This is a genomic window from Sphingomonas sp. SphC10 (assembly GCF_057004845.1).
In genome coordinates, this window is sequence record NZ_CM168044.1 from 1,510,215 (window position 1) to 1,528,183 (window position 17,969).

General features: G+C 64.3%; 19 protein-coding genes. All 19 read right to left on the minus strand.

The features are described 5' to 3' along the window. The 19 genes from nuoN to thiE all read right to left on the minus strand — a co-directional run bounded on the left by nuoN (nt 1) and on the right by thiE (nt 17,948). Nucleotides 1–1,464 (minus strand): NADH-quinone oxidoreductase subunit NuoN, encoded by a 1,464-nt coding sequence (gene nuoN / locus ACWKSV_RS06740; protein ID WP_076716683.1) that lies wholly within the window; start codon nt 1,462–1,464, stop codon nt 1–3. Beyond that, nucleotides 1,464–3,014, minus strand: coding sequence for an NADH-quinone oxidoreductase subunit M (locus tag ACWKSV_RS06745; RefSeq protein ID WP_191864524.1), 1,551 nt, complete (start codon nt 3,012–3,014; stop codon nt 1,464–1,466). The genes nuoN and ACWKSV_RS06745 overlap by 1 nt, the downstream gene beginning before the upstream one ends. Nucleotides 3,015–3,021: 7 nt before the next feature. Beyond that, on the minus strand, nt 3,022–5,136 hold the full coding sequence (nuoL, locus tag ACWKSV_RS06750; RefSeq protein ID WP_156884298.1) for an NADH-quinone oxidoreductase subunit L: 2,115 nt from the start codon (nt 5,134–5,136) through the stop codon (nt 3,022–3,024). Then, nucleotides 5,136–5,393: an NADH-quinone oxidoreductase subunit NuoK gene (nuoK, locus tag ACWKSV_RS06755; RefSeq protein WP_042469352.1), complete on the minus strand. Its 258-nt coding sequence runs from the start codon at nt 5,391–5,393 to the stop codon at nt 5,136–5,138. The genes nuoL and nuoK overlap by 1 nt, the downstream gene beginning before the upstream one ends. A 47-nt stretch (nt 5,394–5,440) precedes the next feature. Continuing rightward, nucleotides 5,441–6,052, minus strand: coding sequence for an NADH-quinone oxidoreductase subunit J (locus tag ACWKSV_RS06760; protein ID WP_007404217.1), 612 nt, complete (start codon nt 6,050–6,052; stop codon nt 5,441–5,443). Between the two features lie 49 nt (nt 6,053–6,101). Beyond that, nucleotides 6,102–6,587 (minus strand): NADH-quinone oxidoreductase subunit NuoI, encoded by a 486-nt coding sequence (nuoI, locus tag ACWKSV_RS06765; RefSeq protein ID WP_042483186.1) that lies wholly within the window; start codon nt 6,585–6,587, stop codon nt 6,102–6,104. Continuing rightward, complete coding sequence (nuoH, locus tag ACWKSV_RS06770; RefSeq protein ID WP_056438094.1) at nt 6,584–7,639, minus strand: NADH-quinone oxidoreductase subunit NuoH; 1,056 nt, start codon at nt 7,637–7,639, stop codon at nt 6,584–6,586. Before nuoH ends, nuoI begins: the two co-directional genes overlap by 4 nt. Then, on the minus strand, nt 7,636–9,654 hold the full coding sequence (gene nuoG, locus ACWKSV_RS06775) for an NADH-quinone oxidoreductase subunit NuoG (RefSeq protein WP_338468924.1): 2,019 nt from the start codon (nt 9,652–9,654) through the stop codon (nt 7,636–7,638). Before nuoG ends, nuoH begins: the two co-directional genes overlap by 4 nt. Then, entirely contained in the window at nt 9,654–10,964 is a 1,311-nt protein-coding gene (gene nuoF / locus ACWKSV_RS06780) for an NADH-quinone oxidoreductase subunit NuoF (RefSeq protein ID WP_056438101.1), read from the minus strand. Before nuoF ends, nuoG begins: the two co-directional genes overlap by 1 nt. After that, entirely contained in the window at nt 10,964–11,638 is a 675-nt protein-coding gene (locus ACWKSV_RS06785; protein ID WP_076716688.1) for a complex I 24 kDa subunit family protein, read from the minus strand. The genes nuoF and ACWKSV_RS06785 overlap by 1 nt, the downstream gene beginning before the upstream one ends. Continuing rightward, on the minus strand, nt 11,638–12,873 hold the full coding sequence (locus ACWKSV_RS06790; RefSeq protein ID WP_076716689.1) for an NADH-quinone oxidoreductase subunit D: 1,236 nt from the start codon (nt 12,871–12,873) through the stop codon (nt 11,638–11,640). The genes ACWKSV_RS06785 and ACWKSV_RS06790 overlap by 1 nt, the downstream gene beginning before the upstream one ends. Then, nucleotides 12,870–13,706, minus strand: a complete 837-nt coding sequence (locus ACWKSV_RS06795; RefSeq protein WP_076716691.1) for an NADH-quinone oxidoreductase subunit C — start codon at nt 13,704–13,706, stop codon at nt 12,870–12,872. The genes ACWKSV_RS06790 and ACWKSV_RS06795 overlap by 4 nt, the downstream gene beginning before the upstream one ends. Continuing rightward, on the minus strand, nt 13,703–14,287 hold the full coding sequence (locus tag ACWKSV_RS06800) for a NuoB/complex I 20 kDa subunit family protein (RefSeq protein ID WP_206378809.1): 585 nt from the start codon (nt 14,285–14,287) through the stop codon (nt 13,703–13,705). Before ACWKSV_RS06800 ends, ACWKSV_RS06795 begins: the two co-directional genes overlap by 4 nt. After that, on the minus strand, nt 14,278–14,652 hold the full coding sequence (gene ndhC, locus ACWKSV_RS06805) for an NADH-quinone oxidoreductase subunit A (RefSeq protein WP_056438114.1): 375 nt from the start codon (nt 14,650–14,652) through the stop codon (nt 14,278–14,280). Before ndhC ends, ACWKSV_RS06800 begins: the two co-directional genes overlap by 10 nt. A 194-nt stretch (nt 14,653–14,846) precedes the next feature. Beyond that, nucleotides 14,847–15,659 carry an inositol monophosphatase family protein gene (locus ACWKSV_RS06810; RefSeq protein WP_056438117.1) on the minus strand — a complete coding sequence of 271 codons (813 nt, stop codon included), beginning with the start codon at nt 15,657–15,659 and terminating at the stop codon, nt 14,847–14,849. 129 nt (nt 15,660–15,788) lie between these two features. Next, complete coding sequence (gene efp / locus ACWKSV_RS06815; RefSeq protein ID WP_007403968.1) at nt 15,789–16,352, minus strand: elongation factor P; 564 nt, start codon at nt 16,350–16,352, stop codon at nt 15,789–15,791. A gap of 74 nt (nt 16,353–16,426) precedes the next feature. Next, nucleotides 16,427–17,038, minus strand: coding sequence for a M23 family metallopeptidase (locus ACWKSV_RS06820; protein ID WP_076716693.1), 612 nt, complete (start codon nt 17,036–17,038; stop codon nt 16,427–16,429). Further along, nucleotides 17,035–17,175 (minus strand): hypothetical protein, encoded by a 141-nt coding sequence (locus ACWKSV_RS06825; RefSeq protein ID WP_156884299.1) that lies wholly within the window; start codon nt 17,173–17,175, stop codon nt 17,035–17,037. Before ACWKSV_RS06825 ends, ACWKSV_RS06820 begins: the two co-directional genes overlap by 4 nt. A gap of 89 nt (nt 17,176–17,264) precedes the next feature. Beyond that, entirely contained in the window at nt 17,265–17,948 is a 684-nt protein-coding gene (thiE, locus tag ACWKSV_RS06830) for a thiamine phosphate synthase (RefSeq protein WP_076716694.1), read from the minus strand. Between the last annotated feature and the right edge of the window lie 21 nt (nt 17,949–17,969).

Genomic DNA, 17,969 nt, shown 5'->3' on the forward strand with positions numbered 1-17,969 from the left:
TCAGAACAGCGCCCGAGCGGCTGCCAGCGACCAGGCGCCCAGCAGCGGGATGGCCAGATAGCCGACCGGCGAGACGAACAGCGCCGACAGCGCGATCAGGCCGTTCTCGACGGGCTGAACGTCGCTATTGGCCCAGGCACCGACGGGCTCATCGAAGAACATCGTCTTGATGATGCGCAGATAATAATAGGCACCGATTACCGAGGCGACGACACCGATCACCGCCAGCGGGAACAGCCCCGCCGCGACCGCCGCGTTGAACACCGCGAACTTGGCATAGAAGCCGAGCAGCGGGGGAATGCCCGCGACCGAGAACATGAAGAAGGCCATGGCCCAGGCCAGCGCCGGCCGCGTGCGCGACAGGCCCGACAGGCTGGCGATCGACTCGAGCGGATTGCCGTCCTCGTCGCGCATGCGGATGACGATCAGGAACGCACCCAACGTCATGATGACGTAGATGGTGAGGTACGTCAGCACCGCCGCGACGCCCTGTGCCGTACCTGCCGCCAGACCGATCAGCGCAAAGCCGACATTGTTGATCGACGAGTAAGCGAGCAGCCGTTTGATATTGGTCTGCCCGATGGCCGCGACCGCGCCGAGGATGATCGACGCCAGCGCTGCGAAGGTCACGATCTGCTGCCACTGCTGCGCGGCCGAGCCCATCGCCTCGACGGCAACACGCACCGCCAGCGCCATCGCCGCGACCTTGGGGGCCGAGGCGAAGAAGGCCGTCACCGGGGTCGGCGCGCCTTCATAGACGTCGGGGGTCCACATGTGGAACGGCACCGCCGACATCTTGAACGCCAGGCCGGCGAACACGAACACCAGGCCGAACATCAGGCCCAGCGAACGCGTACCAGCGGCGGCATCGCGGCCATAAGCCAGCGCAATCTGGGCAAAGTCCGTCGAACCCGAGAAGCCGTAGACCAGCGAGATGCCGTAGAGCAGGATGCCCGAGGCGAGCGCACCGAGGACGAAATATTTCAGACCCGCTTCGGCCGAACGACCGTCGCGACGCATGAAGCTCGCCAGCACATAGGCCGACAGGCTCTGCAGTTCGAGACCGACATAGAGGGTCAGCAGATCACCCGCCGACACCATCATGCCCATGCCGACCGAGGACAGTAGCATGAGGATCGGATATTCGGGACGCAGATCCTCACCCGGCGAGCGGGCGAAGAAGCGCGGCGCCATGATGATCGCCACCGCAGTCGCTAGATAGATCAGGACCTTGGCGAAACCGGCAAAGGCGTCGGCGCGGTACAGACCGCCAAAGGCGAGCCCGCCTGTGGTCGACGGACCGGCCAGCGCGACCATCGCGCCGGCCAGCACGAACACCGCCGCGATCGAGATGCCGCGCGTGGCGTTCGTCCCGCCCCAGGCGGCGACGAGCATCAGCGCGATCGCGCCGAGGGTCAGCACCAGCTCGGGCAGGACCATCAAAAGGTTCAACGAATAGCTCATCAGTGCGCCTCCCCGTGCGCAGCTTGGTGCTCAGGGGCATGGGTGGTGGCGAGCGCAGGGTTACCGGCGGTCGGACGGCTGTCCGAACCCGGATTGGCCCGGTCGATCCGCTGCAGCAGGACCGTGACGTCCTTGCGCATCGGAGCCAGGAAGCTCTCCGGATACACGCCCATCCACAGCGTCACCGCCGCGATCGGCGCCAGCAGCCACAGCTCACGGCTCGTCAGGTCGGGCATCGCCGCCACCTCATCCGACTTGATCTCGCCATAAGCGACACGCCGGTAGAGGTAGAGCATATAGGCCGCACCCAGGATGATGCCGGTGGTGCAGAGCAACGCCGTCCAGGTCGACACCTGATAGGTGCCCATCAGCGACAGGAACTCGGCGACGAAGCCGCTGGTGCCCGGCAGACCGATCGACGCCATGGTGAAGAACAGGAACAGCACGGCGTATTTGGGCATGTTGATCGACAACCCGCCGTAGCGCGCGATCTCACGGGTATGCAGCCGGTCATAGATGACGCCGACGCACAGGAAGAGCGCGCCCGACACCAGACCGTGGCTGAGCATCATGATCATCGCGCCTTCGATGCCCTGCTGGTTGAAGGCATAGAGGCCGATGGTCACGATCGCCATGTGCGCGACCGACGAATAGGCGATCAGCTTCTTCATGTCGGACTGCACCAGCGCGACCAGCGAAGCATAGATCACCGCCACCACCGACAGCGCGAAGATCAGCCAGGTCAGCTGGCCGCTCGCCTCCGGGAACATCGGCAGCAGGAAGCGCAGGAAGCCATAGCCGCCCAGCTTCAGCAGCACGCCCGCCAGAATGACCGAACCCGCCGTCGGCGCCTGCACGTGTGCGTCGGGAAGCCAGGTGTGGACCGGCCACATCGGCATCTTGACCGCGAACGAGGCGAAGAAAGCGATCCACAGCCAGGTCTGGACCGAGGCCGGGAAGTCATAGGCGAGAAGCGCCGGGATCGAGGTCGTGCCCGCCGTGCGCGCCATATAGAGCATCGCGACGAACATGAGGAGCGAGCCGAGCAGCGTGTACAGGAAGAACTTGTACGACGCGTAAATGCGGTTCGCCCCGCCCCAGATACCGATGATCAGATACATCGGGATCAGACCGGCTTCGAAGAAGACGTAGAAGAGGAACAGGTCCTGCGCCGCGAAGGTGCCGATCATAAGCACTTCGGTGAACAGGAACAGGCCCATATATTCCGGGACCCGCTTGTCGATCGCGCGCCAACTGGCGCCGATGCAGATCGGCATCAGGAACACGCTGAGCATGATCAGCAGCAGCGCGAAACCGTCGATGCCGAGCGACCAGCCGAACGGGCCGAAGATGCCCGGGGCATGTTCGACGAACTGCCACTGGGCGCCGCCCACATCGAACTGCGTCCAGAGCACGATGCCCAGGGCGAAGTCGATCAGCGTGGCGGCAAGCGCCAGCATGCGCGCACCGTTTGCGGAGACGAAAAGGCAGGCGATCGCGGCAATGGCCGGGACCGCCAGCATGACGGAGAGGATCGGGAAGCCCTGCATCACGCGATCAACCCAAAATGGCCCAGGTGACGGCCGCGGTCAGGCCGATCAACATGACGAAGGCATAGCTGTAGAGGTATCCCGTCTGGAAGCGCGCCGCACCCTTGCTGCCGAGCTGGACGAGCCAGGCGACACCATTGGGGCCGAAGCGGTCGATCGTCTTCTCGTCGCCACGGTGCCACAGGAACCGGCCGATCGCGAAGGCGGGGCGCACGAAGAGGAAATGGTAGATCTCGTCGAAATACCATTTGTTGAGGAGGAAGCGGTACAGAATGCGGAACTGGTCCGCGAACTTGGCCGGGAACTCCGGTGCACGGATATAGGTCAGATACGCGGTCAGCAAACCGAGCAGCATCACCACCGTCGCCGACAGCTTCACCCACACGGGCACGCCGTGCATCGAGTGCATCAGATGCTCGTTGAAGGCGATCGCCCCCTTCCAATAGCTCTCACCCGCTTCCGGCTCGATGAACCAGCCGTGGAAGACGAAGCCCGCCGCGATCGCGCCGATCGACAGGACGATCAGCGGGATCAGCATGACCAGCGGGCTCTCATGCGGATGATAGCCCCCCGTGCCTTCCGGCACATCGGTGTGGCCCGCATCGTGCGTATGCGGCTCGTGACCGGCATCTTCCGAATGCGCGTCGTTGTGATGCGCATCGTGAGCGTGACCATGGGCATGATCGTCATGGCCGTGGCCATGCACGTCATGGATCGCGTGCTGGATATGCTCCGACCCGGTCCAGCGGGGCTTGCCCCAGAAGGTCAGGAACATCAGGCGCCACGAATAGAAGCTGGTCAGCAGCGCGGCGATCACGCCCGCCCAGAAGGCGAAGCCCGAACCACCGGCATAGGCGACCTCGATGATCGCGTCCTTCGAATGGAAGCCTGCGAAACCGAACGCCATCGGGTTGCCGAACAGAGCCGGGATGCCGACGCCGGTGATCGCCAGCGTACCCATCATCATCGCCCAGAAGGTGAGCGGGATGTGGCGACGCAGACCGCCATAATAACGCATGTCCTGCTCATGGTGCATCGCATGGATGACCGAGCCCGCACCCAGGAACAGCAGCGCCTTGAAGAAGGCGTGCGTGAACAGGTGGAACATTGCCGCGCCATACGCGCCGACACCGGCCGCGAAGAACATATAGCCGAGCTGCGAACAAGTCGAATAGGCGATGACGCGCTTGATGTCGGTCTGCACCGTGCCGACGGTCGCAGCAAAGAAGCAGGTGCAGGCCCCGATCACGGTGATGACGCCCAGAGCGGTCGGCGACGTTTCGAACATCGGCGACAGGCGGCACACCATGAACACGCCCGCGGTGACCATGGTCGCCGCGTGGATCAGCGCCGAAACCGGGGTCGGGCCTTCCATCGCGTCCGGCAGCCAGGTGTGGAGGCCAAGCTGCGCCGACTTGCCCATCGCGCCGACGAACAGCAGCAGACAGAGCACGGTCATCGTGTCGAAACGATAGCCCAGGAAGCCGATGGTCGAGCCCGCCATGCCGGGGGCTGCCGCCAGGATCGCCGGGATCGAGACGGTCCCGAACACCAGGAAAGTGCCGAAGATGCCGAGCATGAAGCCGAGGTCGCCGACGCGGTTGACGACGAACGCCTTGATCGCGGCCGCATTGGCCGAGGGCTTACGGAACCAGAAGCCGATCAGCAGGTAGGACGCGAGACCCACGCCTTCCCAGCCGAAGAACATCTGGACCAGATTGTCCGCCGTCACGAGCATCAGCATCGCAAAGGTGAAGAGGCAGAGATAGGCGAAGAAGCGCGGCTGATCCGGCTCCTCGCTCATATAGCCCCAGCTATAGAGGTGGACGAGCGCCGAGACGCTGGTGATGACCACCAGCATGATCGCGGTCAGCGAGTCGACGCGCAGCGCCCAGTCGACCGACATGGTGCCGCTGGTGATCCAGTGGAGCACCGGCGTGACGGTCGCGACATTGGCGCCCGACAGATAGCCGATGAAGATCGGCCATGAGAGCGCACAGGAAATGAACAGCGCGCCGGTCGTGACGACCTTGGCGGGCACGTTCCCGATGGCCTTGTTGCCGAACCCCGCAATGGCGGCGGCCAGCAACGGCAGGAAGACGATAGCGAGGATCAACCCGATTACCCCTTCATCCGGTTGACATCGTCGACCGCGATGGTGCCGCGGCCACGGAAATAGATGACCAGGATCGCCAGACCGATCGCCGATTCACCGGCGGCCACGGTCAGCACGAACATGGCGAAGACCTGTCCCACCAGATCCTGAAGCGCGGCCGAAAAGGCAACCAGGTTCAGGTTCACGGCGAGCAGGATGAGCTCGATCGCCATGAGGATGACGATCAGGTTCTTCCGGTTCAGGAAGATACCCAGCACCCCCATAGTGAACAGGATCGCTGCAACGACCAGATAATGAACGAGACCGATCGTCACAGTTCCACCCCCTGCCCGATGGGCTGATTGATGTTACGGATCGCCTCATGCGGCTGACGCGCATTCTGCTTGGCGATGTTCTGCGGACGGACGCCGCCCCGCTTGCGATGCGTGAGCACGATCGCGCCGATCATCGCGACGAGCAGGACCAGGCCCGCACCTTCGAAGATGAACAGATAGCGGGTGTACAGCAGGTTGCCGATCGCCTGGATGTTGGACACCTCCGGCGCGATCGGGGCCGCACGGGCCGCCAGCTGCACGCCGCCGACGCTCCACGCCTGGAAGGCGATGATGACCTCAGCCAGCAGGGCGACGGCGAGTGCCAGACCCAGCGGCAGATAACGCGCAAAGCCCGCCCGCATCGCCGCGACCTCGATATCGAGCATCATGACGACGAAGAGGAACAAGACCGCGACCGCGCCCACATAGACGATGACGAGCAGCATCGCGATGAACTCGGCCCCGCACAACACCATGAGGCCCGCGGCGTTGAAAAACGCCAGGATCAGCCACATGACCGAGTGCACCGGATTGCGCGACGCGATCGTGAGCCCTGCGGACACGATCACCACGGTCGCGAAAATATAGAAGGCGATAGCCTGTATCACTGCCTGTCAGGCCCCTTTTCTGTCCGCCCCGAACCGTTGGTCGCGGGCTTTAACGGTACGGCGCATCGGCGGCAAGGTTCGCCGCGATCGCGCTTTCCCAGCGGTCACCGTTATCGAGCAACTTCGACTTGTCGTAGATCAGCTCTTCGCGGGTCTCGGTCGAAAATTCGAAGTTCGGACCCTCGACGATGGCATCCACGGGGCAAGCCTCCTGGCACAGCCCGCAATAGATGCACTTGGTCATGTCGATGTCGTAGCGCGTCGTGCGGCGGCTGCCGTCGTCGCGGGGTTCCGCCTCGATCGTGATCGCCTGGGCGGGGCAGATCGCCTCGCACAGCTTGCACGCGATGCACCGCTCCTCGCCATTGGGATAGCGACGCAGCGCGTGCTCGCCCCGGAAGCGCGGAGAGATGGGGTTCTTCTCGAACGGATAGTTGATCGTCGCCTTCGGCTTGAAGAAGTAGCGAAGGGTCAGCGCATGGCCCTTCACGAACTCCCACAGCGTAAAAGCCTTGACGTACTGAGCGACGCTCATGCCGGAACTCCCACGCGCGCATACATCAGCACGCCAGACACCAAGAATACCCAGAACAGCGACACCGGCAGGAACACCTTCCAGCCCAGCCGCATCAGCTGGTCGTACCGATAACGCGGTACGGTCGCCTTCACCCAGGAAAACACGAAGAAGAAGAAGCACATCTTCAGCAGCAGCCAGACGATACCCGGCACGACATAGAGCGGCGCCCAGTCGAACGGCGGCAGATAGCCACCCCAGAACAGGATCGCGTTGAGCGCGCACATCAGGATGACGTTGGCGTACTCGCCCAGCCAGAACAGCGCGAACGACATCGAGCTGTATTCGGTCTGGTAACCCGCGACGAGCTCCGACTCCGCTTCGGTCAGATCGAACGGCGCGCGCTGCGTCTCGGCCAGTGCCGAGATGAAGAACATCACCGCCATCGGGAAGAGCAGCGGGTTGAGGAAGAAGCCGTTGACCGGAATCCCCAAAACGCTCTTCTGCGCCTCGACGATGTCGGTCAGGTTGAAGCTGCCCGACCACATCACGACCGAAATCAGGATGAAGCCGATCGCGACTTCATAGGACACCATCTGCGCGGCGGCACGAAGCGCCGAGTAGAAGGGATATTTCGAGTTCGACGCCCAGCCCGACAGGATCACGCCGTACACGCCGAGCGACGAGGCCGCGAGAACGTACAGCAGGCCGACATTGATGTTGGCGACGACCACGCCCGGCTGGAACGGCACCACTGCCCAGACGATCAGCGCGACCGTGAAGGTGATGATCGGCGCCAGCAGGAACAGCCCGCGATTGGCGGCCGAGGGAACGATGGTTTCCTGGAGGAACACCTTCAGACCGTCGGCGAAGGACTGGAGCAGACCGAAGGGGCCGACCACGTTCGGACCCCGGCGCAGCGCCATCGCCGCCCAGATCTTGCGGTCGACATAGATGACCATCGCCACGGCCAGCATCAGCGGCAGCGCGATGGCCAGAATCCCGACCAGCGTCGCGATCGTCCAGGCCCAGCCATAAGGAAGGCCGAGCGTCGTGTTGAAAAACGCGGTCACTCCGCTGCCTCCGCATAGGTCTCACCATGGACCAGTTCGGCCGAGCAGCGCTGCATCGTCGGGCTGGCGCGGCAGATCGCGTTGGTGAGGTAGAAGTCCTTGATCGGGTAACCCTCCAGCGTGCCGGACGCAGTCGCGTTCAGCGACGGCGCGGTCCAGTCGAAGGTAACGAGGCCGACCTGGCCCAGCGCCGGAACCTCTGCGGCCATGGCGGCGCGCAGCTCTTCCAGCGTGTCGAACGGCAGGGTTTGGCCCAGCACTTCGGACAGCGCACGGAAGATCGTCCAGTCGTCGCGCGCATCGCCCGGTGCGAACACCGCGCGGTCGCCGCGCTGCACCCGGCCTTCCAGATTGACCCAGGTGCCCGACTTCTCGGCAAAGGTCGCGCCCGGCAGGATGACATCGGCGTGATGCGCACCCTTGTCGCCGTGATGACCGACGAACACCTTGAAGCTGCTGCCGAACTTGGCGAAGTCGACCTCGTCAGCGCCCAGGAAGAAGGCGAGCTTCGGCGCGGCCGAAACCACGTCCGCGATGCCGCCCTTCTGCGCATAACCGAGCATCAGGCCGCCCATGCGAGCCGCCGCCATGTGAACGACATTATAGCCGTTCCAGGCCGCACCATCTTCCAGCGTCCGCACCAGATTGAACTGGTCGACCAGCTTAAGGCTCGCACCATGCGCGCCCTTCAGCGCCGCACCACCGACGATCACCATCGGACGCGCGGCCTTGCCGAACAGGTCGGTGACGGCCTCGGGCAGGTTGCCCAGCGCCGACAGATCGGCACCCAGCCACTCGACCTTGTAGGTCAGATCGGTTTCGGGGCCGATCGCGAAGACCTTGGCACCCTTCTTGATCGCCTTACGGATACGGGTGTTCACCAGCGGCGCTTCCCAGCGCAGGTTGGTGCCGATCAGCAGGATCGCATCAGCCTTCTCGACGCCCGCGATGGTCGTGTTGAAGTTGACCGCAGCCAGGCTGGACGTGTCGTAATCCATGCCGGTCTGACGACCTTCGAGCAGGCTCGAACCCATCTTGGCCAGCAGCGCCTTCGCGGCGAACATCGTCTCGCAATCGACCAGATCACCGGCGATGGCGGCGACGCTCGAACCGGCGTTCACGTCACGGATCGCGGCGAAGGCCTCGTCCCAGGTGGCGGGCACCAGCTTGCCGTCGCGGCGGATGAACGGACGGTCGAGACGACGACGGACCAGGCCGTCGATCGCGTGACGCGTCTTGTCGCTCGCCCACTCCTCGTTCACCTCGTCGTTGATGCGCGGCACGCAGCGCAGCACCTGACGACCCCGGCTGTCGAGGCGGATATTGGTGCCGACCGCATCCATCACGTCGATGGCGAGCGTCTTCTTCAGCTCCCAGGGACGCGCCTCGAACGCATAGGGCTTGGACGTCAGCGCGCCCACCGGGCACAGGTCGACGACATTGCCCGACAGCTCGCTCGACACGGCCTGTTCGAGGTACGAGGTGATCTGCATGTTCTCGCCGCGATAGATCGCGCCGATTTCTTCTACGCCCGCAACCTCTTCGGCGAAGCGGACGCAGCGGGTGCACTGGATGCAGCGGGTCATGACCGTCTTGACGATCGGACCCATGTACTTCTCGGTGACGGCCCGCTTGTTTTCGTCATAGCGGCTATGGCCTTTGCCATAGGTCATGGACTGGTCCTGCAGGTCGCACTCGCCGCCCTGATCGCAGATCGGGCAGTCCAGCGGGTGGTTGATCAGCAGGAATTCCATCACGCCTTCGCGCGCGGCCTTCACCATCGGGGTGGTGGTGAAGATTTCCTGATTGTCCGCCGCCGGAAGCGCGCAGCTCGCCTGCGGCTTGGGGGGCCCAGGCTTCACCTCGACCAGGCACATGCGGCAATTGCCCGCGATGGACAGCCGCTCATGATAGCAGAAGCGCGGGATTTCCTTGCCCGCAAGCTCGCAGGCCTGCAGCACGGTGGCGCCCTGCGGCACCTCGATCTCGACGCCGTCGACTTTGACCTTAGGCATTATTCGGCAGCTTCCATCATCGGGGCGTTGCCGCCCGTCTCGCCTTTGCGTTCGCGAATGCGGCGTTCCATCTCCGGGCGGAAGTGGCGGATCAGGCCCTGGATCGGCCAGGCCGCCGCGTCGCCGAGCGCGCAGATGGTGTGGCCCTCGACCTGCTTCGTCACCTGGAACAGCGTGTCGATCTCGGCCACATCGGCATCGCCGGTGCGCATCCGCTCCATCACGCGCCACATCCAGCCGGTGCCTTCACGGCACGGCGTGCACTGGCCGCAGCTCTCATGCTTGTAGAAATAGGACAGACGGCTGATCGCGCGGACGATGTCGGTCGACTTGTCCATGACGATCACGGCCGCCGTGCCGAGACCCGACCCGACCGCTTTCAGGCCGTCGAAATCCATCGGCGCGTCCATGATCTCGGCGGCAGGCACCAACGGCACCGACGAACCGCCCGGGATCACCGCGAGCAGATTGTCCCAGCCGCCACGGATACCGCCGCAATGCTTCTCGATCAGCTCACGGAAGCTGATCGACATGCTTTCCTCGACCACGCAGGGGCGATCGACATGGCCGGAAATCTGGAAAAGCTTAGTGCCCTTGTTGTTCTCGCGCCCGAAGGAGGAGAACCACTCGGCCCCGCGACGCAGGATCGTCGGTGCGACCGCGATCGATTCCACGTTGTTGACCGTCGTCGGGCAGCCATAGAGGCCCGCGCCCGCCGGGAAAGGCGGCTTCAGACGCGGCTGCCCCTTCTTGCCCTCCAGGCTCTCGATCATCGCGGTTTCTTCGCCGCAGATGTACGCGCCGGCGCCGCGATGGACGAACACGTCGAAGTCGTAGCCCGAGCCACAGGCATTCTTGCCCAGGAAGCCCCGATTATAAGCCTCGGCCACCGCCGCGAACAGCGTCTCCGCCTCACGGATATATTCGCCGCGAATATAGATATAGGCGGCCCGCGCGCGCATCGCGAAGCCCGCGACCAGCGCGCCCTCGATCAGCTTGTGCGGATCGTGGCGGATGATCTCGCGGTCCTTGCACGAACCCGGCTCGGATTCGTCGGCGTTGATGACCAGGAAGCTCGGCCGGTCGGGACGCGGTTCCTTGGGCATGAAGCTCCACTTCATGCCGGTCGGGAAACCCGCACCGCCGCGCCCGCGCAGACCCGACGCCTTGATGACGTCGATGATCTTGTCCTGGCCCAGCTCGAGCAGCGCCTTGGTATTGTCCCAATCGCCGCGCTTCATCGCCGCGTCGACGTTCCACGGCTGATAGCCGTAGAGATTGGTAAAAATGCGGTCCTTGTCAGCGAGCATTATGCGCCCCACTCCCCGCGATAGTCGTGATTGTCGCCGACCATGGCGGTCAGCGTGGTCGGACCGCCGATCGGCTCGACCGTGTGGCGACCCGGCTCCTGCGTGCCGGTCTTGGGGCTCTCGCCCCGCGCCAGCGCTTCCAGGATCGTGACCGTACGGTCGTAATCCAGATCCTCGTAATTGTCGTCGTTGATCTGGACCATCGGTGCCGAAGCGCAATTGCCCATGCACTCGACCTCGGTCAGCGTGAACATGCCGTCGGGCGTGGTCTTGCCCTTGATCAGGCCCTTGTTCTTGCACGCCGCCAGCACGTCGTCCGACCCGCGCAGCATGCACGGCGTCGTGCCGCACACCTGAACGTGATAGCGGCCGACCGGCGCGAGGTTGAACATCGTGTAGAAGGTCGCGACCTCATAGATGCGCATGTACGCGACACCCAGCTGGCGCGCGACGAACTCGATCACCGGCACGGGCAGCCAGCCTTGCGTCTGCGTCTCCGCGCCGACCTGGCGCTGGGCGAGATCGAGGAACGGGATCGAGCAGGACTGTTCGCGACCCTTGGGATAGCGCGCGACGATCTCGTTCGCCTTCTTCTGGTTCTCGTCGGTCCAGGCAAAATTGCCCCAGCGGGCGCGGACTTCGGCCTCGTCGGGGATGTTGGGAGCGTCAGCCATTAGCGGTCACATTCACCAAAAACGATGTCCATCGCGCCCAGGATCGCAGTCGTATCCGCCAGCATGTGCCCCTTGGACATGAATTCCATGGCCTGGAGATGGCTGAACGCGGTCGGGCGAATCTTGCAGCGGTAGGGTTTGTTCGATCCGTCGGAGACGAGATACACGCCGAATTCGCCCTTGGGGCTTTCGGTCGCGACATACACCTCCCCGGCGGGGACGTGATACCCTTCGGTATAGAGCTTGAAGTGGTGGATCAGCGCTTCCATCGAGCGCTTCATCTCACCGCGCTTGGGCGGCGTGACCTTGCGATCGGTCGCCATCACCGGACCTTCGGGCATCTGTGCCAGGCACTGCTTCATGATGCGGGCCGACTGGCGCACTTCCTCGACGCGCACCATGAACCGGTCATAGCAGTCGCCGCTCGTGCCCACCGGCACGTCGAAGTCCACCTTGTCATAGGCGTCATAGGGCTGCGACTTGCGCAGGTCCCACGGAATGCCCGAACCACGGATCATCGGGCCGGAGAAGCCCCACTTGATCGCGTCCTCGCGGTTCACCACCGCGATGTCGACATTGCGCTGCTTGAAGATGCGGTTGTTCGCCACCAGGCTGATCGCGTCCTCGAACAGGCGCGGCAGACGGGTGTCGAGCCAGTCGGCGATATCGGTCAGCAGCTTGAGCGGGACGTCCTGATGGACGCCGCCGACGCGGAAGTAATTCGCGTGCATGCGCGCGCCCGAGGCCCGCTCATAGAAGTTCATGCAGTCTTCGCGGATCTCGAACAGCCACAGGTTCGGCGTCATCGCGCCGACGTCCATGACGTGGCTGCCGATGTTGAGCATGTGGTTCGAGATACGCGTCAGCTCGGCGAAGAAGGTCCGCAGATACTGGGCGCGCAGCGGCACTTCGAGGTCGAGCAGCTTCTCGACCGCCAGCACGAAGCTATGCTCCATGCACATCGGCGAGCAATAGTCGAGCCGGTCGAAGTACGGCAGCGCCTGCGAATAGGTCTTGTATTCGATCAGCTTCTCGGTGCCGCGATGCAGCAGGCCGACGTGCGGATCGACGCGCTCGACGATCTCGCCGTCCAGCTCCATGACGAGGCGAAGCACCCCGTGCGCCGCCGGATGCTGCGGGCCGAAGTTGATCGTATAGTTCTGGATCGACACGTCGCCCGTGGTCGGGTCAACGGCGTCCGTCTTGTGGAGCAGTTCGTCGACGTAGTCGCTCACTGATTCTGTCCTCCGCCCTTGCCCGGCACGACGTCCGGGTCCTGGGGCTTACCTTCGGCCTTGTTGCCCGGATGCGGTTCGCCCGCGCCCGTCTGCTTGGGGCTTTCGGTGGTCTTCGTCTCGGGCGCGTTGGCGGCGACGGTCTTGTCCGGCGCGGCATCGGCCTTCTTCACCGCGTCCGCACTGGCAGGAGTCTGCGCGCCCTTGCCCTGCGGCTGCGAGCCCTTCTCGTCGCCCGGAAGGACATATTCGGCACCTTCCCACGGGCTCTGGAAGTCGAAGTTGCGGAAGTCCTGCGCCAGCTTCACCGGCTCATAGACGACACGCTTTTCCTCTTCTGAATAGCGCAGCTCGGTATAGCCGGTCAGCGGGAAGTCCTTGCGCAGCGGGTGGCCGCGAAAGCCATAGTCGGTCAGGATGCGACGCAGGTCGCTATTGCCCGAGAACAGCACGCCGTACAGGTCATAGACCTCACGCTCCAGCCAGCCCGCGACCGGCCACAGCCCCGTCACCGACGGCACCGGCTTGTCCTCGTCGGTCGAGACATGGACGTGCAGGCGGTGGTTGCGGGTCAGCGAGAGCAGGCAATAGACCACCTCGAAACGCTCATCGCGCTCGGGATAGTCGACGCCCGCAATCTCCATCAGCTGCTGATATTCCAGCCCCTTGGTATCGCGCAACGCGATCATCGCCGGGACCAGGTTCGCACGATCGACGACCAGAGCGACCTCGCCGACGTGCTCGCGCGCGTCGATCAGCCAGGGGCCGAGTGCGGCGCGTGCCGCATCGATCACGCCGTCATTGGCGGCATAACGGGGAGCAGGCGCCCTCACCGTTCGATGCTCCCGGCGCGGCGAATCTTCCGCTGCAGCTGCATCACGCCGTACAGCAGCGCTTCGGCGGTCGGCGGACAGCCGGGGACATAGATGTCCACGGGCACGATCCGGTCACAGCCGCGCACCACCGAATAGCTGTAATGATAGTAGCCGCCGCCATTGGCGCAGCTGCCCATCGAAATGACGTATTTCGGGTTCGACATCTGGTCGTACACACGACGCAGCGCCGGGGCCATCTTGTTGCACAGCGTGCCCGCGACGATCATCACGTCCGACTGGCGCGGCGACGCGCGCGGCGCGGCTCCGAAGCGCTCCAGATCGTAACGCGGCATGTTCACGTGGATCATCTCCACCGCGCAGCATGCCAGACCGAAGGTCATCCACCAGAGCGAGCCGGTGCGCGCCCATTGGAACAGCTCCTCGGTCGAGGTGACGAGGAAGCCCTTGTCGGTCAGTTCGCCGTTGAGCCCGTCGAAAAAGCCCTGATCGGGCTGAATGACGGCCTGGCCATCATGGGCGAGTCCGCCATGGGCCTGCGGCTTGAACTCAACCGGACCGGAGTGAAGATTTACTCCCAATCCAACGCTCCCTTCTTCCACGCATAGACGAGACCCAGCGCGAGCTCGCCGATGAAGATCATCATCGAAAACCAGGCAGTCCAGCCGAGGCTGAAGACGCTGACCGCCCAGGGATACAGAAACGCCGCTTCCAGATCGAAGATGATGAACAGGATGGCGACGAGGTAGAAACGCACGTCGAACTGGCTGCGCGGGTCTTCGAACGCGGGGAAGCCGCACTCATATTCGGACAGCTTCTGCTCGTTGGGCTTATGGGCACCGGTCAGGCGCGCCACGAGCATCGGCAGAAACACGAAAGCCGTCGACAGAACCAGGGCAACGCCCAGGAACAGGAGGATCGGCAGATATTGCGACAGATCGACCAAGTTTTTCTCTCGCAGATGCGGAACTGGATGCGATGGCTTTAGGCCGATGGGTCGGCCGGAGCAAGCCAGCGAAGGCATGAGAATGAATCGCAAGTGAACGCCGTCACCCGCTGCCATCCTCGGATTTTTACATGGTAATCCAATGGCTTGAGCACAAGGGGCAGGTCCCATTGTGCTCAAATCCCACCAAATTCTTAACGCAGCGCGTTGGCCAGCAGCTTGTGCAGCTTGGAATGCAGGCCCTCATTGGCCGCCAGATACTCGCCGCGCTCGAGCGACTTGTCGCTGCCACGGAAGTCGCTGACGAAACCGCCCGCTTCTCGCACCAGCAGCATACCCGCCGCCGCGTCCCAGGGCTTCAGGCCCGACTCCCAGAAACCGTCGTAACGGCCCGCCGCGACCCAGGCGAGGTCGAGCGCGGCCGAGCCGAAGCGGCGGATGCCGGCGACCTGCGGGGCGATCGCACCGAAAATGCGGCTCCACTGGACAAAATCGCCATGACCCAGGAACGGGATGCCGGTGGCGATGAGCGCCTCCGACAGATCGCGACGCGACGAGACGCGCAGGCGGCCGTCCTGCAACCACGCGCCCCGACCCTTTTCGGCCCAGAAGCTCTCATCGGTCAGCGGCTGATAGATCAGGCCGGTCGTGACCTCGCGCTTGCCGTTCGCCAGCGGCTCCTCGACCGCGATCGAGATGGCGAAGTGCGGGATGCCGTGCAGGAAGTTCGAGGTGCCGTCGAGCGGATCGATGATGAAGCGCGGCTTGGACGGATCGCCCTTGATCTCGCCGCCCTCCTCCATGAGGAAGTTCCAGTCGGGACGTGCCTTCTTCAGTTCCTCGAAGACAGTTTCCTCGGCGCGCTTGTCGGCCATCGACACGAAGTCGGCGGGACCCTTGCGGCTGACCTGGAGGTGCTGGACCTCGTTGAAGTCGCGGCGGAGACGCGGGGCGGCCTTGCGCGCGGCGCGTTCCATGATGGTGAGAAGCCCGGAGTGCGAGGCCATGATCGTCCTTTCGATCGCGCCGCTGCTTGCCCAGGGCGCTCCAATTGAAAAGGCCCGCCGCGAACGACGGGCCGGGACGGCGGATGACGGGGTCTCGCTCAGGTCGCGCCGGTCATCCGCCGATCGTGATTAGTCCGCGCGGCGGACGTAGGTCTGTTCGTACACGTCGACGACGATGCGCGTGCCCGACGCGATGTGCGGCGGCACCATCACGCGGACGCCATTGTCGAGGATGGCGGGCTTGTACGAGGACGAGGCGGTCTGCCCCTTCACCACGGCGTCGGCCTCGACGATGGTGGCTTCGATCTGGTCGGGAAGCTGGACCGAGATCGGCTTTTCCTCGTGCAGTTCCATCACGACGTCCATGCCGTCCTGCAGGAAAGCGGCGGCATCGCCCAGCAGGTCGCGCGGCAGCGTGATCTGCTCATAGCTTTCCTTGTCCATGAAGGTCAGGTCGTCACCCTCGGCGAACAGGAACTGGAAGTCCTTGGTATCCAGGCGGACGCGCTCGACCGTCTCGGCGGAGCGGAAGCGGACGTTCGTCTTGCGGCCATCGATGAGGTTCTTCATCTCGACCTGCATATACGCACCGCCCTTGCCGGGCTGGGTGTGCTGAATCTTCACGGCGCGCCAGATGCCGCCTTCATACTCGATGATGTTGCCGGGACGAATGTCCACGCCGCTGATCTTCATGGGTCTTCAACCTGCTGGAAAGAGCGAAGGACACCGGTGCGACAAACGCGACCCGGCATCCTGTGTCGGCCGCTTTAACGCGAAGCGGTCTTTCCGGCAAGCAGCGGATAGGGGTCGACCGGCTCGCCCTGATACCAGCGATCCCCGGCGCGCATCCAGCTGACCGCGAAATGCAGGTGGGTATTGCCCGCCCCCGCATTGCCGCTGTCGCCGACATAACCAACAAGCTGGCCCTGACGGACCTGCTGCCCTTCGGCCAGTCCCGGCGCATAGCCCTTCAGATGCGCGTAATAGAGCATCCAGCGGCGATCGGGCGAGCGGATATAAACGGTATGGCCGCCGCGATCGCTGTCGAAGAGCTTTTCGACCGTGCCGGACAGGGCGGCGACGACCGGCGTTCCGCCCGGCGCCATCAGGTCGAGTCCCTGATGCTTGCGCTGACCACCCTCGCGCGGATCGCCCCAGTCGTGACGCAGCGAGGAGACCGGATAATCGGTGATCGGCATGGCCAGCGATGCCGAGCTGCCCGCCGCCGCCTGCTTGGCCGGTGCCGCGACATCCGGCACGACGACTTCGCCGGACCCGAAGGACAACATCGACAGGAAACCGCCGACCGCAACCACGATCAGGCCCAGCATCACCCAACCGAAACGCGACAGCGGCCCCCTGCCCCCGCCACGCCTCATCGCGTCGGCACCGATGGCGCGCTGACGGCGGCCTGTCGTGACAGATTGCCGTGCAGCCCGTCCGATGCCGGATGGGTGCCGACCGCCACCAGCGCCATGGCCACGCCACCGACAAGGGCGATTGCCAGTCTCTTCACGCTCGCTCCTTAACCCGTGGATCGATCACAGGTTAAACGCGGCGCCCCGCGCTTGTTTCCTAAGCGGAACGGATAGACCGGGGAAAGGATCAGCCCAGCAGCTCGGCAAAGGCCTTGATCGCCGCCGCTTCGTCGCCGTTCCATACCGCGCCTGACACCGCCAGAAAGTCCGCCCCCGCCTTGACCAGCGGCGCGGCGTTGGCCGGCGTGATCCCGCCGATCGCGACGCAGGGCAGCTCGAACAGGGCCGACCACCAGGACAGGACGACCGGCTCGGGCCGATGCTTGGTTTCCTTGGTAGTGGTGGGGTAGAATGCACCGAACGCGACATAGTCCGCGCCCGCCTCGCCCGCTTCCATCGCCAGGTGACGGCTGTCGTGGCAGGTCACGCCGATCTGCACCGTGGGGCCGAGCACATCGCGCGCCTCGCGGGCGTCGCCGTCTTCCTGCCCTAGATGCACACCGTCCGCACCCAGCCGCTTGGCCAGGCTGATGCTGTCATTGACGATGAAGGCGACCTCGCGGTCGGCGCAGATACGCTGAAGCGGCTCGGCCAGTTTGGCGGCGGTGTGCTGATCCATGTCCTTGACGCGGAACTGGAAGGCCGCGACCGGCCCGGCATCGAGCGCACGCGCGAGACGGTCGGCGAAACCGCCGGTCACGTCGAGCGGCGAGATCAGGTAAAGCTGGCAGGGCGGGCGCCGCACGTCGCGGGTAAAGGCTGCCGCGAAATTGGGATCGAGCGGGCCGAGGGGATCGTCATCAAGCGTCATGGCCCCTCCCCTAGCGCCTGA